This window comes from Bradyrhizobium archetypum, assembly GCF_013114835.1.
GTDB classification, from domain to species: Bacteria; Pseudomonadota; Alphaproteobacteria; order Rhizobiales; family Xanthobacteraceae; genus Bradyrhizobium; species Bradyrhizobium archetypum.
The window spans coordinates 60,874-77,059 of the sequence record NZ_JAAVLW010000008.1; the positions used below are offsets into that span (position 1 = coordinate 60,874).

General features: G+C 62.0%; 20 protein-coding genes. 7 read left to right on the forward strand and 13 right to left on the reverse strand.

Translation table 11 applies throughout. The annotated features are described in order from the left end of the window. Positions 1–5 precede the first annotated feature (5 nt). The 6 genes from HCN50_RS25590 to hisB all read right to left on the reverse strand — a co-directional run bounded on the left by HCN50_RS25590 (position 6) and on the right by hisB (position 3,755). The gene (locus HCN50_RS25590) at positions 6–329 is read right to left on the reverse strand and encodes a phosphoribosyl-ATP diphosphatase (RefSeq protein WP_065726142.1); all 324 of its coding nucleotides are present in this window, start codon (positions 327–329) and stop codon (positions 6–8) included. Between the two features lie 95 nt (positions 330–424). Continuing rightward, on the reverse strand, positions 425–1,201 hold the full coding sequence (gene hisF / locus HCN50_RS25595; protein ID WP_171712672.1) for an imidazole glycerol phosphate synthase subunit HisF: 777 nt from the start codon (positions 1,199–1,201) through the stop codon (positions 425–427). A gap of 10 nt (positions 1,202–1,211) precedes the next feature. Further along, a complete protein-coding gene (hisA, locus tag HCN50_RS25600) occupies positions 1,212–1,961 on the reverse strand; it encodes a 1-(5-phosphoribosyl)-5-[(5-phosphoribosylamino)methylideneamino]imidazole-4-carboxamide isomerase (protein WP_171712673.1) in 750 nt (249 codons plus the stop codon). Then, positions 1,949–2,599, reverse strand: coding sequence for an imidazole glycerol phosphate synthase subunit HisH (gene hisH / locus HCN50_RS25605; RefSeq protein ID WP_171712674.1), 651 nt, complete (start codon positions 2,597–2,599; stop codon positions 1,949–1,951). Before hisH ends, hisA begins: the two co-directional genes overlap by 13 nt. After that, entirely contained in the window at positions 2,596–3,129 is a 534-nt protein-coding gene (locus HCN50_RS25610) for a DUF2628 domain-containing protein (protein ID WP_171712675.1), read from the reverse strand. Before HCN50_RS25610 ends, hisH begins: the two co-directional genes overlap by 4 nt. A 32-nt stretch (positions 3,130–3,161) precedes the next feature. Next, positions 3,162–3,755 carry an imidazoleglycerol-phosphate dehydratase HisB gene (gene hisB / locus HCN50_RS25615; RefSeq protein ID WP_171712676.1) on the reverse strand — a complete coding sequence of 198 codons (594 nt, stop codon included), beginning with the start codon at positions 3,753–3,755 and terminating at the stop codon, positions 3,162–3,164. Between the two features lie 191 nt (positions 3,756–3,946). On the opposite strand from hisB, the gene hslV reads away from it, so the two are divergent. The 4 genes from hslV to hslU are packed head-to-tail and all read left to right on the forward strand — an operon-like array spanning position 3,947 to position 6,963. After that, positions 3,947–4,498 (forward strand): ATP-dependent protease subunit HslV, encoded by a 552-nt coding sequence (gene hslV, locus HCN50_RS25620; RefSeq protein WP_171712677.1) that lies wholly within the window; start codon positions 3,947–3,949, stop codon positions 4,496–4,498. A 15-nt stretch (positions 4,499–4,513) separates the two neighbouring features. Then, positions 4,514–4,999 carry a GNAT family N-acetyltransferase gene (locus HCN50_RS25625; protein WP_171712678.1) on the forward strand — a complete coding sequence of 162 codons (486 nt, stop codon included), beginning with the start codon at positions 4,514–4,516 and terminating at the stop codon, positions 4,997–4,999. Beyond that, positions 4,996–5,607 (forward strand): DUF2585 domain-containing protein, encoded by a 612-nt coding sequence (locus HCN50_RS25630; protein ID WP_171712679.1) that lies wholly within the window; start codon positions 4,996–4,998, stop codon positions 5,605–5,607. Before HCN50_RS25625 ends, HCN50_RS25630 begins: the two co-directional genes overlap by 4 nt. Positions 5,608–5,661: 54 nt before the next feature. Continuing rightward, entirely contained in the window at positions 5,662–6,963 is a 1,302-nt protein-coding gene (gene hslU / locus HCN50_RS25635) for an ATP-dependent protease ATPase subunit HslU (RefSeq protein WP_171712680.1), read from the forward strand. A 69-nt stretch (positions 6,964–7,032) separates the two neighbouring features. Here hslU and HCN50_RS25640 read toward each other — a convergent pair whose 3' ends face one another. From HCN50_RS25640 to HCN50_RS25650, 3 genes are read right to left on the reverse strand one after another with little or no spacing between them, the layout of a single operon-like run. Beyond that, entirely contained in the window at positions 7,033–7,629 is a 597-nt protein-coding gene (locus HCN50_RS25640) for a Smr/MutS family protein (RefSeq protein WP_171712681.1), read from the reverse strand. Beyond that, positions 7,626–9,221, reverse strand: a complete 1,596-nt coding sequence (mltA, locus tag HCN50_RS25645) for a murein transglycosylase A (RefSeq protein WP_376700321.1) — start codon at positions 9,219–9,221, stop codon at positions 7,626–7,628. The genes HCN50_RS25640 and mltA overlap by 4 nt, the downstream gene beginning before the upstream one ends. Continuing rightward, positions 9,199–9,897 carry a Tim44/TimA family putative adaptor protein gene (locus tag HCN50_RS25650; protein WP_171712683.1) on the reverse strand — a complete coding sequence of 233 codons (699 nt, stop codon included), beginning with the start codon at positions 9,895–9,897 and terminating at the stop codon, positions 9,199–9,201. Before HCN50_RS25650 ends, mltA begins: the two co-directional genes overlap by 23 nt. A gap of 448 nt (positions 9,898–10,345) precedes the next feature. On the opposite strand from HCN50_RS25650, the gene secB reads away from it, so the two are divergent. Further along, on the forward strand, positions 10,346–10,834 hold the full coding sequence (gene secB / locus HCN50_RS25655) for a protein-export chaperone SecB (protein WP_171712882.1): 489 nt from the start codon (positions 10,346–10,348) through the stop codon (positions 10,832–10,834). 17 nt (positions 10,835–10,851) lie between these two features. On the opposite strand, the gene dnaQ is transcribed toward secB, so the two are convergent. From dnaQ to HCN50_RS25675, 4 genes are read right to left on the reverse strand one after another with little or no spacing between them, the layout of a single operon-like run. Beyond that, the gene (dnaQ, locus tag HCN50_RS25660; protein ID WP_171712684.1) at positions 10,852–11,553 is read right to left on the reverse strand and encodes a DNA polymerase III subunit epsilon; all 702 of its coding nucleotides are present in this window, start codon (positions 11,551–11,553) and stop codon (positions 10,852–10,854) included. Positions 11,554–11,584: 31 nt separating this feature from the next. Further along, complete coding sequence (coaE, locus tag HCN50_RS25665; protein ID WP_171712685.1) at positions 11,585–12,184, reverse strand: dephospho-CoA kinase; 600 nt, start codon at positions 12,182–12,184, stop codon at positions 11,585–11,587. Positions 12,185–12,202: 18 nt separating this feature from the next. Further along, the gene (locus HCN50_RS25670) at positions 12,203–12,811 is read right to left on the reverse strand and encodes a Maf family protein (RefSeq protein WP_171712686.1); all 609 of its coding nucleotides are present in this window, start codon (positions 12,809–12,811) and stop codon (positions 12,203–12,205) included. Positions 12,812–12,821: 10 nt separating this feature from the next. Beyond that, positions 12,822–13,661, reverse strand: coding sequence for a pyruvate, water dikinase regulatory protein (locus HCN50_RS25675; RefSeq protein ID WP_171712687.1), 840 nt, complete (start codon positions 13,659–13,661; stop codon positions 12,822–12,824). Between the two features lie 442 nt (positions 13,662–14,103). On the opposite strand from HCN50_RS25675, the gene hemJ reads away from it, so the two are divergent. Then, positions 14,104–14,526: a protoporphyrinogen oxidase HemJ gene (gene hemJ / locus HCN50_RS25680; protein WP_171712688.1), complete on the forward strand. Its 423-nt coding sequence runs from the start codon at positions 14,104–14,106 to the stop codon at positions 14,524–14,526. A 254-nt stretch (positions 14,527–14,780) separates the two neighbouring features. Beyond that, positions 14,781–16,046 carry a transcription termination factor Rho gene (gene rho / locus HCN50_RS25685; protein ID WP_171712689.1) on the forward strand — a complete coding sequence of 422 codons (1,266 nt, stop codon included), beginning with the start codon at positions 14,781–14,783 and terminating at the stop codon, positions 16,044–16,046. Positions 16,047–16,186 lie beyond the last annotated feature (140 nt).

A 16,186-nucleotide genomic window follows, 5' to 3' on the forward strand; every position in this document is an offset into this window, starting at 1 on the left:
CTCGGTCAGTCGCGCTTGCGCGACGCCTTCTCCTCGAGCCCGGACATCGACGTCCGCTGCGCCAGCGCGGCCTCGACCTCTTCAAGCTTCACGCCGCGCGCCTTCAGAAGCACCAGCAAATGAAACAGCAGGTCGGCGCTCTCGGCAATCAGGTGGCCGCGGTCGTCCTCGACCGCCGCGATCACGGTCTCGACCGCCTCTTCGCCCAGCTTCTTGGCGCAGTGCTCGGCACCCCTGTCGAGCAATTTGCGGGTGTACGACGCCTCTCCCCCCGATGCGGCCCGTGCATCGATGGTGGCGGCCAGATCGTGGATCGTGAAACGCGACATCAACCGAACTCAACGCTCGCGCCCGGCCAAAGGCCGCGACGCCGTCCCAAGGCAGGACTTAAGTCAGGACTTAGCACTTTTGTGACGGGGAGTCGTCAGGGATCGAGCCGCATCGGCAAGCCAGCCCGCACCATGTGCTCCTTGGCTTGGCGTATGGTAAATTCGCCGAAATGGAATATCGAGGCGGCCAACACCGCGGTGGCGTGGCCCTGGCGGATGCCGTCGACGAGGTGGTCGAGATTGCCGACGCCGCCGGAGGCAATGACCGGTACGGGAACACTGTCGGCGATGGCCCGCGTCAGCGGCAGGTCGAACCCCTGCCGGGTGCCGTCGCGGTCCATCGAGGTCAAGAGGATCTCGCCGGCGCCGAGCGACACCACTTCCTGCGCGTATTCGATGGCGTCGATCCCGGTGGGGTTGCGGCCGCCATGGGTGAATATCTCCCAGCGGTCCGAGCCGCCGGCGCGCTTGACCCGCTTGGCGTCGATCGCGACAACGATGCACTGCTCGCCGAATTTTTCGGCCGCCTGCTTGACGAATTCGCGGTTGGAGACGGCGGCCGAATTGATCGAGACCTTGTCGGCGCCGGAGCGCAGCAGCGTCTTGATGTCCTCGATAGTGCGGACCCCGCCGCCGACCGTTAGCGGCATGAAACAGGCTTCCGCCGTACGCCGTACCACGTCCAGCATGATGCCGCGGTTTTCGTGGGTCGCCGTGATATCGAGGAAGCACAATTCATCGGCGCCGGCGGCGTCATACGCGATCGCGGCCTCGACGGGATCGCCGGCGTCGCGCAGGTCGACGAAATTGACGCCCTTGACCACCCGGCCGTCCTTGACGTCGAGACACGGAATGACGCGGACCTTGAACATCGCAAATCTCCTAGACCGCAGCGCGCGCGGTGCGGATCAACGCCAAGGCGGCAGCCGGATCGAGCCGGCCATCATACAGCGCGCGGCCGGCAATGGCGCCGGCGAGCTTTTTGGCGCGCGGCTCGAGCAGCGCCTTGACGTCCTCGATCGAGGCGAGGCCACCGGAAGCGATCACGGGGATCGAAATGCGCTCGGCCAGCGCAATCGTCGCATCGAGGTTGAGGCCCTTGAGCAGGCCGTCGCGCGCAATATCGGTAAAGATGATCGCGGCGACGCCGGCGTCCTCGAAACGCTGCGCGATTTCGAGCGCTGATACCTGCGAGGTTTCGGCCCAGCCTTCGACGGCGACGTTGCCGTCGCGCGCATCGAGACCGACGGCGACGCGGCCGGGAAATTTTTTCGCCGCGTTCTTCACCAGCTCCGGATCGCGCACCGCCGCGGTGCCGATGATGACGCGGGCAATGCCCTTGGCGAGCCAGGCTTCCACGGTTTTGAGATCGCGAATGCCGCCGCCGAGCTGCACCGGCATGGTGACGGCTTTCAGCATCGCTTCAACCGCGCGCGCGTTCATCGGCTTGCCGGCAAAGGCGCCGTCGAGATCGACAACATGGAGATATTCGAATCCCTGCTCGGCAAAGGATCGCGCCTGCGCCGCGGGATCAAGATTGAACACGGTCGCGCGTGCCATGTCGCCCTGCTCGAGGCGCACGCACTGGCCGTCTTTCAGGTCGACCGCAGGAAAGAGGATCACGGCTTCCATTTCAAAAAGTTCGAGATCAGGGCCAACCCGAAACGCTGGCTCTTCTCGGGGTGAAATTGCGTGCCGATCGCGGTGTCCTTGCTCACGACCGCCGTCACCGGCCCACCGTAATCGGCGCGCGCCAGCACATCCGCCTCATTCGAAGCGTTGAGGTGATAGGAGTGCACGAAGTAGGCATGGCGGCCGTTCGGCCCGAGTGGCAAACCCTCCAGCACCGGGTGCTCGCGCAGTAGGTCGAGCGTGTTCCAGCCCATGTGCGGGATCTTCAGGTTTTCCTCGCGCGGCGAGATCTTCTCGACGTCGCCTTCGATCCAGTTGAAGCCCTCGGTTACCACATGCTCCTTGCCGCGCGTCGCCATCAACTGCATGCCGACGCAGATGCCGAAGAACGGCCGCGCCTTGACGCGCACGGCTTCCGCCATCGCGTCCAGCATGCCGTCCACCGCATCAAGGCCCCGGCGGCAATCGGCGAAAGCTCCGACGCCGGGCAACACGATGCGATCGGCACGAAACACCATATCCGGATCGCGCGTCACCATCACCTTCTGTGGATCTTCCATGCTTCGCGCGGCCCGCTCGAAGGCCTTTGCCGCCGAGTGAAGATTGCCCGAGCCGTAATCGACAATCGCAACGGTCATCGCGGCCCTCCCGGCTCCGGAAACAGGCCGATGATGCCGCCCTGCGGCAATGGCGGCGGCGGTTTGGAGAACGACTGGCCCGTAATGTTGCGGGTCGGCGGCGGCGCGCCGCGATCGACCGCATATTGGTCATTGGCGAAGCCACGCTGTTTGGCGGCCCAGCGCTCGAAGAAGCGGCGCTCGGCCGCTTCCTGGTCGTCGGCAACCACGACGTCCAGCTGGCGCCAGTTGCGCCGAGACAGCGTCCAGCGCCGCAAGCTGGCCGCTTCCAGCCCCATCAGAATGGCGATCAGGACGTCGACGACGAACATGGTGCCGCGGCTGGCGCCCAGCGCCGACATCCCGAACTGGACCGCAGTTATGAAAATGATCCAGCCGACCAAGGCCAGCCACAGCCGGTGCCAGAGGAGCCAAATCACGCTCGCAACCGCGGCCCAGAAATGGAAGCCGTCACGAACGAAGACGAATTTATCGGCCGCGGCCAGATCGGCGCCGTCACCCACGGGGGCATGCACTGTATAGACCCGCATCGTAGCTCTCCGCCGCGAGACACGAACGATGGTCAGCCGCCGAGCTGACCCTTGGTGGAAGGCACTTCGTCCGCCGCGCGCGGATCGATCGCAACCGCGGCACGGAGCGCCCTCGCCAGACCCTTGAAACAGGATTCGGCGATATGATGGCTGTTCTCGCCATATAAGGTCTCGACGTGCAAAGTCACGCCGGCGTTGATGGTGAAGGCGTTGAACCATTCGCGCACCAGCTCGGTGTCGAACTGCCCGACCTTGTCGCGCGGGAATGCGACCTTGAACACCAAAACTGGGCGGCCCGAAATGTCGATCACGACGCGCGACAGCGTCTCGTCCATCGGCATGTGGATCGAGGCATAGCGGGTGATGCCCGCCATGTTGCCGAGCGCCTGCTTCACGGCCTGTCCCAGCGCGATGCCAACGTCCTCGGTGGTGTGATGGTGGTCGACATGGAGGTCGCCATCCGCTTTCACGGTGATGTCGATGCGGGAATGTCGGGCCAGGAGATCGAGCATATGGTCAAAAAAGCCGATGCCGGTCGATATCTTCGACACGCCCGTGCCGTCGAGGTTTACCGCGACCTCGATGTCGGTTTCCTTGGTCTTGCGCTTGATGGACGCTGTGCGCATGAAAACTGATCCCTTTGGCCGCTTGGGGGCCGAAAACGCGGCCCTTTTAACAGGCCGATGTCGCCTTCGCTACTGCGGGATGGCCCCCGAAAGGGCCGAACTTGCGCCTATGGTGAGCAAAATCGGCGTAGAATCCCGCGATTGTAACCCCACCCATCAGCCCCTAAATCTGGCGGGAACGAGGGCACTTCATGCACGCATCTGAGAATAACCGGCCGATCTGGCACGGCACGACGATTTTGACGGTTCGCAAGGGCGGCAAGGTGGTGATCGGCGGTGACGGCCAGGTCTCGATCGGCCAGACCGTCATCAAGGCCAACGCCAAAAAGGTCCGAAAAATCGGCAAGGGCGACGTGATCGGCGGCTTTGCCGGCGCCACCGCTGATGCCTTCACCCTGTTCGAGCGGCTGGAGAGCAAACTCGAGCAGTATCCGGGGCAATTGACCCGGGCGGCGGTCGAGCTTGCCAAGGACTGGCGGACCGACCGCTACCTGCGCCGCCTGGAGGCGATGATGATCGTTGCCGACAAGGACGTGTCGCTGGTTTTGACCGGCACCGGCGACGTGCTGGAGCCGGAAGCGGGCGTGATGGCGATCGGCTCCGGTGGCAACTACGCGCTGGCGGCCGCCCGCGCGCTTGTCGATACCGACAAGGATGCCGAGACAATCGTGCGCCGTGCGCTCGATATCGCCGCTGATATCTGTGTCTACACCAACCGTAACGTCACGATCGAGACGCTCTGAGAGGAGCCGCCGGTCATGGCGCCGGAATATGCGTTCCGTCCGATGACATCAGCCGATCTGCCGCTGGTCCGTCGCTGGCTGGCGGAGCCGCATGTCGTGCAATGGTGGGGCGATCCGGCCGAACAATTTGACCTGGTCAGCGGCGATCTGCACGAACCGGCAATGGACCAGTTCATCGTCTCGTCAGCAAGCAGCGATTTTGCCTATCTGCAGTGTTACGCCCTGACCGCGTGGAATTCGGGCTTCGGCGAGCATCCGCACGGCACAAGCGGCATCGACCTGTTCATCGGCGAACCCGGCATGATCGAGCGCGGCCATGGCTCGGCACTCATTCGCACCTTCGCCGACGCACGCTTGCGAAATGGCGCGCCGCGCATCGTCACCGATCCCGATCCGGCCAACACGAGAGCCATTCGTGCCTACGAGAAGGCGGGCTTTGCTAAAGTTCGCATAGTCGATACACCTGATGGCCCCGCCCTCTTGATGGTCCGTAACGCATGACCTCGACCAGCAGCATTGACAAGGCGCCGATTATCCGCACCCTTTCAGGCTGGCAATGGCTGTCGATCGCCGCCGGGATCCTCGCAGCCCAAGCCGCGATTCTCTACGGAATGGGACGCCTGCCGATCTGCGCCTGCGGCTATGTCAAGCTCTGGCACGGCGTGGTGCAGAGTTCGGAAAACTCGCAGCACATCGCCGACTGGTACACGCTGTCGCACATCCTGCATGGCATCCTGTTCTATGGCGCTACGTTCCTCGCGTTCCCTCGGCTCGCCTGGCAGGGCCGACTGATCCTTGCCTTGCTGGTGGAAGGCGGCTGGGAACTGGTGGAAAATTCCGATTGGATCATCAACCGCTATCGCGCCGGCACGATCTCCCTGGATTATTTCGGCGATACCATCGTCAACTCGATCTCCGACTCAGTTGCGATGATCGGCGGCTTCCTGCTGGCGAAAAAGCTGCCGGTAAGCATCACCGTGGCGCTCGCGCTCCTGTTCGAACTGGTGTTGGCGCTCCACATTCGCGACAATCTGACGCTCAACATCATCATGCTGATTCACCCCTTCGAAACGATCAAGCTATGGCAGGGTGGGCCACCGATCATTTGAGTTGGCCCTCATCCACGGCTTGTTCTCACAACATTGGACGCCTACCTAGGACATATGACCGACTTTTCTCCCCGTGAAATCGTCTCCGAACTTGACCGCTTCATCGTCGGCCAGACCGACGCCAAGCGCGCGGTGTCAATCGCGCTTCGCAATCGCTGGCGGCGGCTGCAGCTCACCGGCTCGCTCCGCGAGGAAGTGCTGCCGAAAAACATCCTGATGATCGGGCCGACCGGCGTCGGCAAGACCGAGATTGCGCGGCGGCTGGCGAAACTGGCCGGCGCGCCGTTCATCAAGGTCGAAGCCACCAAGTTCACCGAAGTCGGTTATGTCGGCCGCGACGTCGAGCAGATCATCCGCGATCTCGTCGAGGTCGCGATTGTTCAGGTGCGCGAGCGCAAGCGCAAGGACGTGCGGGCCCGCGCGCAGCTTGCCGCCGAAGAACGCGTGCTCGACGCGCTGGTCGGACCAGCGTCCAGCCCGGCCACCCGGGATTCCTTCCGCAGGAAACTGCGCGCCGGGGAGCTGAACGACAAGGAAATCGAGATTGAGACGCAGTCCTCCGGCGGCATGCCGATGTTCGAAATCCCGGGAATGCCCGGCGCACAGATGGGCGCGATTTCGATCGGCGATATCTTTGGCAAGCTTGGAGGCCGGACCAAGACCCGTCGTCTGACGGTGGAAGGCTCGCACGAAATCCTCATCAATGAGGAGTCGGACAAGCTGCTCGATAACGACCAGCTCGTGCTGGAGGCGATCGCCGCGGTCGAGAACAACGGCATCGTGTTCCTCGATGAGATCGACAAGATCTGCGTGCGCGAAAACCGCCTCGGTGGAGATGTGTCGCGCGAAGGCGTGCAGCGCGACCTGCTGCCGCTGATCGAGGGCACCACGGTCACGACTAAGCACGGCGCGGTCAAGACCGACCATATCCTGTTCATCGCCTCCGGCGCGTTTCATATCGCCAAGCCTTCGGACCTGTTACCGGAGTTGCAGGGGCGCCTGCCGATCCGCGTCGAGCTGGAAGCGCTGACCCGCGACGACATGCGTCGCATCCTGACCGAGCCGGAGGCGTCGCTGATCAAGCAATATGTCGCGCTGATGCACACCGAAGGCGTGACGCTCGATATCACCGCCGACGCCATCGATGCACTGGCGGACATTGCGGTCGCCGTCAATTCGGCGGTGGAGAATATCGGCGCGCGGCGGTTACAGACGGTGATGGAGCGCGTGCTGGACGAGATTTCGTTCGCCGCGCCGGACCGTCATGGCGAGACCATCAAGGTCGATGCCGACTACGTGCAGAAGCACATTGGCGATCTCGCCAAGAACTCGGATCTGAGCCGGTTTATTCTGTAGACTTGCATCGCCTCCGCGAATGCGTGGGACCCATAGGCCGTCCGCATCATGCGGCCGTTCTGATAGACCTTAGTGACGCGCGCGCCTGACACGAACATAGAGCGCGCCCTCGCCGCCATGGCCGACATGGGCCTCCTCGAAGCCGACCACCAGCGCGCGGAATTCCGGCAGGCCAAGCCATTGCGGCACCTGACGTCGCAGAACGCCGCGTTCGGATTCGCCTCCCACCCTGCCCTTGCCGGTGATGATGAGCACGAAGGTCAGCCCGTCATGATGGGCGCGCTGCAGGAAGCCAAGCAATGCGCGATGTGCGCGCGGCTGCGTCATGCCATGCAGGTCGAGCCGGGCATCGATCTCTTTCCGGCCGCGCGACAGATGCGATCGCTCACGGCGACCGATCGGGGCCAGCGGCGGTGGTTCGGGTTTTGAGGGCACAATGCTTCGCACCGGCGCGACAGGCCGCGGCGAAGCAGCGGATTTTGGCGCGGTCTTGCGCTCCGCTTCCGCCGGAGCCGTCGACAGCTTCGAGGCGCGGTGCCGCTTGCGCAACGGCTTGACCTGCTTGGCGACGCTCTCCCACAGCGCGCGCTCTTCTTCGCTCAGGCCGCGCTTTCGGCGCGGCGGCTCTGGCAATTCGGGAATCAAATTCGACGGCCGGCGTTTCATTGACGATGGCGATAACGGCGCAACTGACGCGGATACGGCTTTACCGTAGCAGCTTCAAGCTTCGGCCGCGGCTCAGGAAGCGGCACCGGCTTTGCCACGGCGGCCTGGACAGCACGAGCCTGCGAGGGTCCGGCTGTAGGCGCCGTCACCGCCTGCGGTACGGGCTTGGTATTGGTGGCCGTGGTAACCTCAGGCGCCTTCGCGGCATTCTTTTGTTCCTTTGGCGAATCCTTCGACGGATCGGTTTGCGGAAACAGTTTTGCGATCTTCTCCGACGGCCGTTCGTCAGGCACCGGCATCTTGCGGCCACGCGCGACCGGATCGAGACTCTTCGGCACCAGCATAACGAAGCGGGCATTGTGACGAAGGCGGCCGGAAACTTTGCCGGCGTCGGCGCCGGCGCCAAAATAAAGATCGGCGCGCGCCGGCCCGACGATCGCGGAGCCGGTGTCCTGCGCGATCATCAGCCGGCGGAACGGCGTCTTCGATTGCTCTGATTCGATCGGCAGCTCGCCTTCGATGAAGAACGGCGTGCCATAGACATGCAGCGCCTTGTCGACCGCGATCGACCGGCCCGGCGTCAGCGGCACGCCCTGGGCGCCGACCGCTTCATCCTTGTCGGAAAGCTGCACCTCGCGAAAGAAGACATAGGACTTGTTCTGCCGCCGCAGCTCGTCGGCCTCATTCGGATTCTGCTCCATCCATTCCCGGATCCTCTGCATCGACATCTGATCCTTGGGGATGATGTTGCGCTCGATCAGGATGCGGCCGACCGCTGTATAGGGATAGCCGTTATGCGCATCGTAATTGATGCGAAGGGTCGAGCCGTCGTCGAGGCTGACCCGCGCCGACCCCTGGATCTGCGAGAACAAAAGATCGGTCTGTTCCTTCAGGTAACAGATTTCGAGGCCGCGGCCGGCAATTGCGCCATCCTCGATCTCGGCGCGATCGTAATAGGGCACCAGCTTGCGGCGGCCGATCTTGCGAAACACCTGGCCCTTGTTGGGCAAGCCGGCCGAGGCCTGCGTGGTGCCGCGAACGAACAGGTTCGACGGCCGGCGATAAACCGGCACCTTGTAGACCTCGTTCTCCGTCCGTGAACCGTCGACGATGGGCTCGTAATAACCGGTGACAAAACCCTCGCCTTCGCCAAGCCGCGAAATCCGCAACGGAAGAAAGTGCTCCTCGAAGAAAGCCCTGGCCTTCGCACCATCGGATAGTTCGAGGCCCCTGGCGATACGGCAGGGATCGCGCAGCGACGTGCCAAGCGCCTTCGGCTCGGCAGGCGGCTTTTGCAGCGCCGCTATCGGCCTGCAGCTTACGCGAAATGTCGTGTAGGCTGCGAGATGGTCGTCCTCGCTCCAGCCCGCGATCTCGGACCAGGCGACCGGTGCATACTGGCCGCCGCTGATCTGAAACGGCAATTCGAGATCTGGATATGGAAGGTGGCGTGCTGGCGACGGCTGTGTCTGGTTGTGCGGACGCGCCTGGCGTGCCTGCGCATCCATCGGCGCGAGCGACAACGTCAAAGCGATCGCGCCGAACGCGAGCGTCAAAAGGTTCTGCGTCTCAGGCCGCGCTTCCAGTGCCAACCAACTTCCAGTTCGGATCGCGAGAGTTCGTATCGCGGGCGAATGTCCAGACATCGGTGATATCGGCGACCTTGTCGGGATTGCCATCGACGATAGCGCCGGTCTTGTCACGGGTGACCGAGATCATCTGCGACACGAAACGAACCGTCAGTTGCGCCGCACGGTCGCGGGATTCGGCGTTCACCAGCTCGGCCTTGTCGATCGAAACAAATCGCGTTTCGGTCTTCTGCTCATGCTTCTCGCGATCCCTGATCACGGCCTCGAAGCTGTCATAGACCTCGGTCGACAGCAGATCCTTCAGCGCGCGGCGGTCCCCATTGGCAAATGCCAGCACGATCATTTCGTAGGCGCTGCGAGCGCCGGAAAGGAAATGCCGGGGATCGAACGAGGAGTCCTGGGCGGCGATGGCATCCAGGCCGGCGGCCAGCGGCGTGCCCGGTTCGGCAATGCCCTTCCAGCGATCGGCCATCGATATGTCGGCGTTCGGCGCCAGCGGCGTCTGATCAATCACGGTGCCCGGCATCGGAACGACGTTATTGTCCTGCGTGCGCTGCGCGACATTAGGCGCGGCTCGGTCATACGGCCGTTCGCTGCCGGTGCGCTGTCCGAGGACGCTGCGCAGGCGCAGGAAGATAAAGACCGCCAGCGCCAGGAAGATGATGGTGTAGATGTCCACGTCGTATTCGCTTTCTGGTTCTAGCGCCGGCAACGGGCCCGGCTGTCGAGCGTTCCCGGGGTGACAAGCTCTTGTCCGAGTTTCCCTGAGAACGGCAAAGATTACATCATCGATTGAGACTGCAGCATGTAGGCATGAAACTGCGCCCGGCCAATGGCGCGTTTTGGCGCGGGTCGATTGTAGCGCGTTTTGGCGGTGAGGGGAAACCCGATCGCGTCCGGAAATCACGCATATTCAATTATTTAGGATACGCCTTCGGCGACCGGCAGGGCCGTATTAGGCGTATCCGTCACAATTGGCGGTGTCCGCCTGCCTGCCGTCGGGCCGTCGTCCTTGTGGAATGAGCCGGGGCTATGATAGCCACTCGCCCGGAAGAGAGATTTTCGTCCATCGGGCGAATTCAGACGAACAAGGGCCCGCGCTCGCGCGCGCTTCAGGAGAGAGTTTCATGACGAACGGCAACGGCGCGCCTCCCGAACAGGCCCCTCCCCAGCTCAATGTGCTGGCCCAATACACCAAGGATCTGTCGTTCGAGAATCCGAACGCTCCCTCCTCGCTCGCGCCGCAACAGCAGCAGCCGAATATCAACATCCAGATCAACGTTTCCGCCAATAATCTCTCGGAAAACGAGTTCGAGGTGACGCTCTCGATCGAGGGCAAGGCTGAAGGCGCCGGTAAAGTAATGTTCAGCTTCGAACTGGCCTATGCGGGCGTGTTCCGCATCGTCAATGTGCCCAAGGAAAACCTGCACCCGCTGGTGATGATTGAATGCCCGCGGCTGTTGTTCCCGTTCGCGCGCGAGATCATCGCGACCGCGGTGCGCGACGGCGGCTTCCCACCCTTGATGCTGGATCCGGTCGATTTCGTCGGTTTGTACCGTCAAAACATGGAGCGGCAGGCTGCGGCACAGGCTGCATCCGGTGCCAAGCCAAGCTAAAGCCCAGCGATCAGCCGCTAAACCGCAGCCGGCAGAAAATCGTTCCAGATCGGCTTGTCGCCCAAAGTGGCGATGAAGGCGCGATGGGCCTCGCGGTCCGCGTCGGTGATTCGCGGCGCCAATGGAACCTCGCGCTGGCGGCGTGGCGTTTCGCCGATCCCGCTGGTGATCGTCACGCGGGTTTCCGACGCCAGGATCAGTTGCGACTGCCGCGCCCCGATCAGGTCGATATAGACTTCTGCCAATAGCTCGGCGTCGAGCAGCGCGCCGTGCTTGGTCCGGCGGGAATTGTCGATCGCATAGCGCGAGCAGAGATCATCTAGCCGGTTCGAGACGCCGGGATGCTTGCGCCGCGCCAGCAACAGCGTATCGATCAGCCGCTCGCGCGAAATCGGCTGCCGCTTGATGCGGTCCAGCTCGGCATTGATGAAGCTGATGTCGAACGAGGCGTTGTGGATCACCAGCGGCGCATCGCCGATGAACTCAAGGAACTCCTCGACCACCTCCGTGAACAACGGCTTGCTGGCGAGGAACTCGGTGGACAGGCCATGCACGGCGAAGGCTTCCGCCGGCATGTCGCGCTCGGGATTGATGTAGCGATGAAACGTCTGTCCGGTCGGCATGCGGTTGAAGATCTCGATGCAGCCGATCTCGACCAGGCGGTCGCCGCGCAGCGGATCGAGGCCTGTGGTTTCGGTATCGAGGACGATTTCGCGCATGGACTCTTACGGAATCTGAAGCAGCGGCGAATCAGGTCCGCCGTTGCGGCATCTTAACGACCTCAGCCAGAATGTCGCTGATCTGCGCGCGCACCGGGTCCAGCCCATGCGACGTATCCACTACGAAATCGGCGCGTTTGCGCTTTTCGGCATCGGGCAATTGCCGCGCCAGAATGGCGTCGAGCGCCTCATTGGTCATGGTGCCGCGCGCCAGAATACGCTCGCGCTGGGTTGCCGCATCAGTGCTGACGACGACGACGGCATCGACGCGCTTCTCGCCGCCGGTCTCGAACAAAAGCGGGATATCCATCACCACCACCGGCGCGCCGGATCGTTCGGCATCAGCGAGGAATTTCTGCCGCGAGGCGCCGAGCATCGGGTGAACGATCTGCTCGAGCTGCTTGATGGCGGCGGGATCGTGCACCACCTTGGCGGACAATTTGGCGCGATCGACCTTGCCGTTGACGGTGGTCCCGGGAAACGCCGCTTCGATCGCGGGCGCCGCCTCGCCTTCATAGATTTTGTGGACGGCGGCATCGGCATCATACACCGGCACGCCCGCCTCGGCGAACAGCTTTGCAGTGGTGGATTTTCCCATCCCAATCGAGCCGGTCAGTCCGAGAATCCGCATCAGATCGCCATTCCCGTTCTAGACATTGAGCAGCCCCTCGCCGCGCAGGAATGCCAGTAGCGGCAGCAGCGGCAGGCCGAGAATCGTGAAGTGGTCGCCGTCGATCCGTTCGAACAGATGCGCGCCAAGCCCTTCGAACTGATAGGCACCGACGCTGGTGGTAACCGCCTCCCCGGCCTGATCCAGATAGGCTTCGATCTCGCTATCGCCCAAGCCGCGCATGGTCATTGTGGCAATGCTGACATCGGCAAACATTATCTTGCCGTCGCGGGCAACGGCAACGGCGGAGTGCAGTTGATGGCTGTTGCCGGCGAGCAGGCGCAATTGCTTGGCGGCCTGCGCGTGGCCCGAAGGTTTGCTGAACAGCTTGCTTCCAAGCGCCAGGGTCTGGTCGGCACCGACGACGTAGCGGCCCGGATGTCGCGCCGATACGAATGTCGCCTTCTCGCGCGCCAGGAGTTCCGCAATCTCGCCCGGCGCAGAAAGGCCGGAGTTGTTTTGCACCGCGCGCTCATCTATGTCGGCAGGTATCGCCTCGATCTGAATGCCGGCGTTGGCAAGCAGCAGCTGCCTCGCGCGGCTCTGCGAGGCGAGAATCAGCGCATGTTGTCCACGCCAGATGGTCATCGCGGCGGCGTCATTCTGCAAGCCGCTGCCGCTGACGATCGGTGAACAATTTCAGCACGGCCGCGGCGGTTTCCTCGATCGAGCGGCGGGTCACGTCGAGCTGCGCCCAACTGAATTTGGCACTCAGTTTCCTGGCATAGGCGACTTCATCGGCCACCGCCTGCCGATCGATGTAGTCGTCATTGGGGGTATCGGCGCCCATGCTCAGCAATCGATTTTGCCGGACCTGGATCAGCCGCTCCGGCGTTGCATGGAGGCTAACCACCAGCGGCTTCTTCAATGTCTCGAGCTGGTGCGGCAGCGGAATGCCCGGCACCAGCGGCACGTTGGCGGTACGGATGCCGCGGTTGGCAAGATAGATCGAGGTCGGCGTCTTCGAGGTGCGGGATACGCCGACCAAGACGACGTCGGCGTCTTCCAGACCTTCGACGTGCTGCCCGTCGTCATGCATCATGGTGTAGTTCAGCGCATCGATGCGTTTGAAATATTCCGCGTTCAGGACGTGCTGGGCCCCCACCCTGCCCGTCGTTGCCGCGCCGAGATAGGCCTCGAACAATTGCATCACCGGCCCGATGATCGAGAGGCTCGGGATGTTGATGTCCTTGCATTTGGCTTCGAGCCGGCCGACCAGATCCTTTTCCAGAAGCGTAAAGAGCACGATGCCCGGCGCCTCCTCGATCTCGTCGAGCACGCGGTCGAGCTGCTTCTGGCTGCGCACCAGCGGATAGACATGTTCGACCGCCGTCACGTTGGCATATTGCGCAGCCACCGCGCGCGCCACCGTAATCAGTGTTTCACCGGTCGAGTCCGAGACCAGATGCAGATGAAAATAGTTGCCGGTCGTGGGCACCAGAACCCCTGTGTAATCCTGTGAATCCTGTGGAGCTTAACCGAGATGCCAGGCCCCGCGCCGCCGCCTGCGGGAAAACCCTTGGTTTCTTCACAGGGCGTCTTGCGAGGACAAGTCCACCGCCTGGCGGCAATGATAGTGAGAAGATGTGGATTTGTCTCTTGATAAGCTGATTACGAACTATCGCAAGCGATTGATAGGCGTGGCGTTATCCCGATGAACCGACGTTCGGCCGGAATCGATGGGAGATGTGAACAAGGCGCGTAAAAAAGCGGGAAGATTTTGTGTGAGTCCAAATCACTGCCACTTAGACTCAAACCTAAGATTCTAAAATTATTAGTTTAGAGAAGCGGAGCTTTGCGGATATGTCTTGCGTCCCACGCGGGCGAAGCTTCTTCGACGCGGCGAGGATCGGAATGTTCCGAGACAAGGCCCGACTACAATGTATGAGTGGATCAAGGCGCTGCACGTGATCGCCGTCATCTCATGGATGGCCGGCATGCTCTATCTGCCGCGACTGTTCGTCTATCATTGCGAAGCCGAGGTCGGATCCAAGCAATCCGAGACCTTCAAGGTGATGGAATGGCGATTGTTAAAGATGATCATCAACCCCGCGATGATCGTCACCTGGCTGGCCGGGATCTATATGGCCTGGAGCGGACATTGGTACACGTCGCCCTGGTTTCACGCCAAACTGACGCTGGTGCTCGTCCTGTCGGGTATCCACGGTTTTTTTGTCCGCTGGGTCAAGGATTTCGCCGCCGACCGCAACACCCGAAGCCAGAAATTCTATCGTATTATCAATGAGGTACCAACCATACTAATGATCTTCATCGTCGTCCTGGTGATCGTGAAGCCATTCTAGCCCCACTTTTCCTGGAAGGGCCGGTTTCTCACCAGCTTGCGAAGCAGCGGGCGATTTTCTATATTATCGAAATCCCACCCCACGCAGGCGGATGTGGCTGCGTTCCGGTTCCTTCATTGGACCGGCCGCCGCATCAGGTTTGAAGCCTCACCGGCGCTTTCCTTGCTTAGACCTGCGGACCTTCCCTTTTCGTGGCCGCTTTTTCTTAAAGCTACCTCGCATCCCTTCTAAAGACACTCCACAGGACCACCCCAATGCGGGAAATGAAACTCCAAGACCTCAAATCGAAAACGCCGGCCGAGCTTGTAACGTTCGCCGAAGAGAGCGGGGTCGAAAATGCCAGCACGATGCGCAAGCAGGAGCTGATGTTCGCAATTCTCAAGCAACTCGCGATTTCGGAAATCGACATTATCGGTGAAGGCGTCGTCGAGGTTCTCTCCGACGGGTTCGGCTTCCTTCGCTCGCCCGATGCCAACTACCTGCCCGGCCCCGACGACATCTACGTCTCGCCGTCGCAGATCCGCCGTTTCGGCCTGCGCACCGGCGACACCATCGAAGGCCACATCCGCAGCCCGAAAGAAGGCGAACGCTATTTCGCGCTGCTGAAAGTCAACACGCTCAATTTCGAAGATCCGGAAAAGTCCAAGCACAAAGTCAATTTCGACAATTTGACGCCGCTGTTTCCGGATCAGCGCTTCCGCCTTGAGCTCGAAGATCCCACGCGAAAGGACCTTTCCGCACGGGTGATCGATATCGTCGCGCCCATCGGCAAAGGCCAGCGCGCTTTGATCGTGGCGCCGCCACGCACCGGCAAGACGGTGCTGATGCAGAACATCGCGCACTCCATCACCGCCAATCATCCCGAATGCTACCTGATTGTTCTCCTGATCGACGAGCGTCCGGAAGAAGTCACGGATATGCAGCGCTCGGTGAAGGGCGAGGTGGTGTCGTCCACCTTCGACGAGCCGGCGGTGCGTCACGTCCAGGTCGCCGAGATGGTGATCGAGAAAGCCAAGCGCCTGGTCGAGCACGGCCGCGACGTCGTGATCCTCCTGGACTCGATCACGCGTCTGGGCCGCGCCTACAACACCGTGGTGCCGTCATCGGGCAAGGTGCTGACCGGCGGTGTCGACGCCAACGCGCTGCAGCGGCCGAAGCGTTTCTTCGGTGCCGCGCGCAACATCGAGGAGGGCGGTTCGCTCACCATCATCGCGACGGCGCTGGTCGATACCGGCAGCCGTATGGACGAAGTCATCTTCGAAGAATTCAAGGGCACCGGTAACTCCGAACTGATCCTCGACCGCAAGGTCTCGGACAAGCGGACTTTCCCGGCGATCGATATCTCGCGCTCCGGCACCCGCAAGGAAGAGCTGATCACTGATCCGCAGCTTCTGAAGAAGATGTATGTGCTGCGGCGGATCCTGAATCCGATGGGCACGATGGATGCAATCGACTTCCTGCTCGATAAGCTCCGCAACACCAAGAACAACGCCGAGTTCTTCGACTCGATGAATACCTGAGCCGGGATACCGGGCTTGGGGGAGGGCGCCTCGTAGCCGCGGGGCGCCTTTTTTATGCGCAGAGGTCGGAGGCCCGATGTTGTCGATTGATTAACCATATAAGTAGTTGACTCTTAGGCGGTTTGTTTCCTCCGGGGACG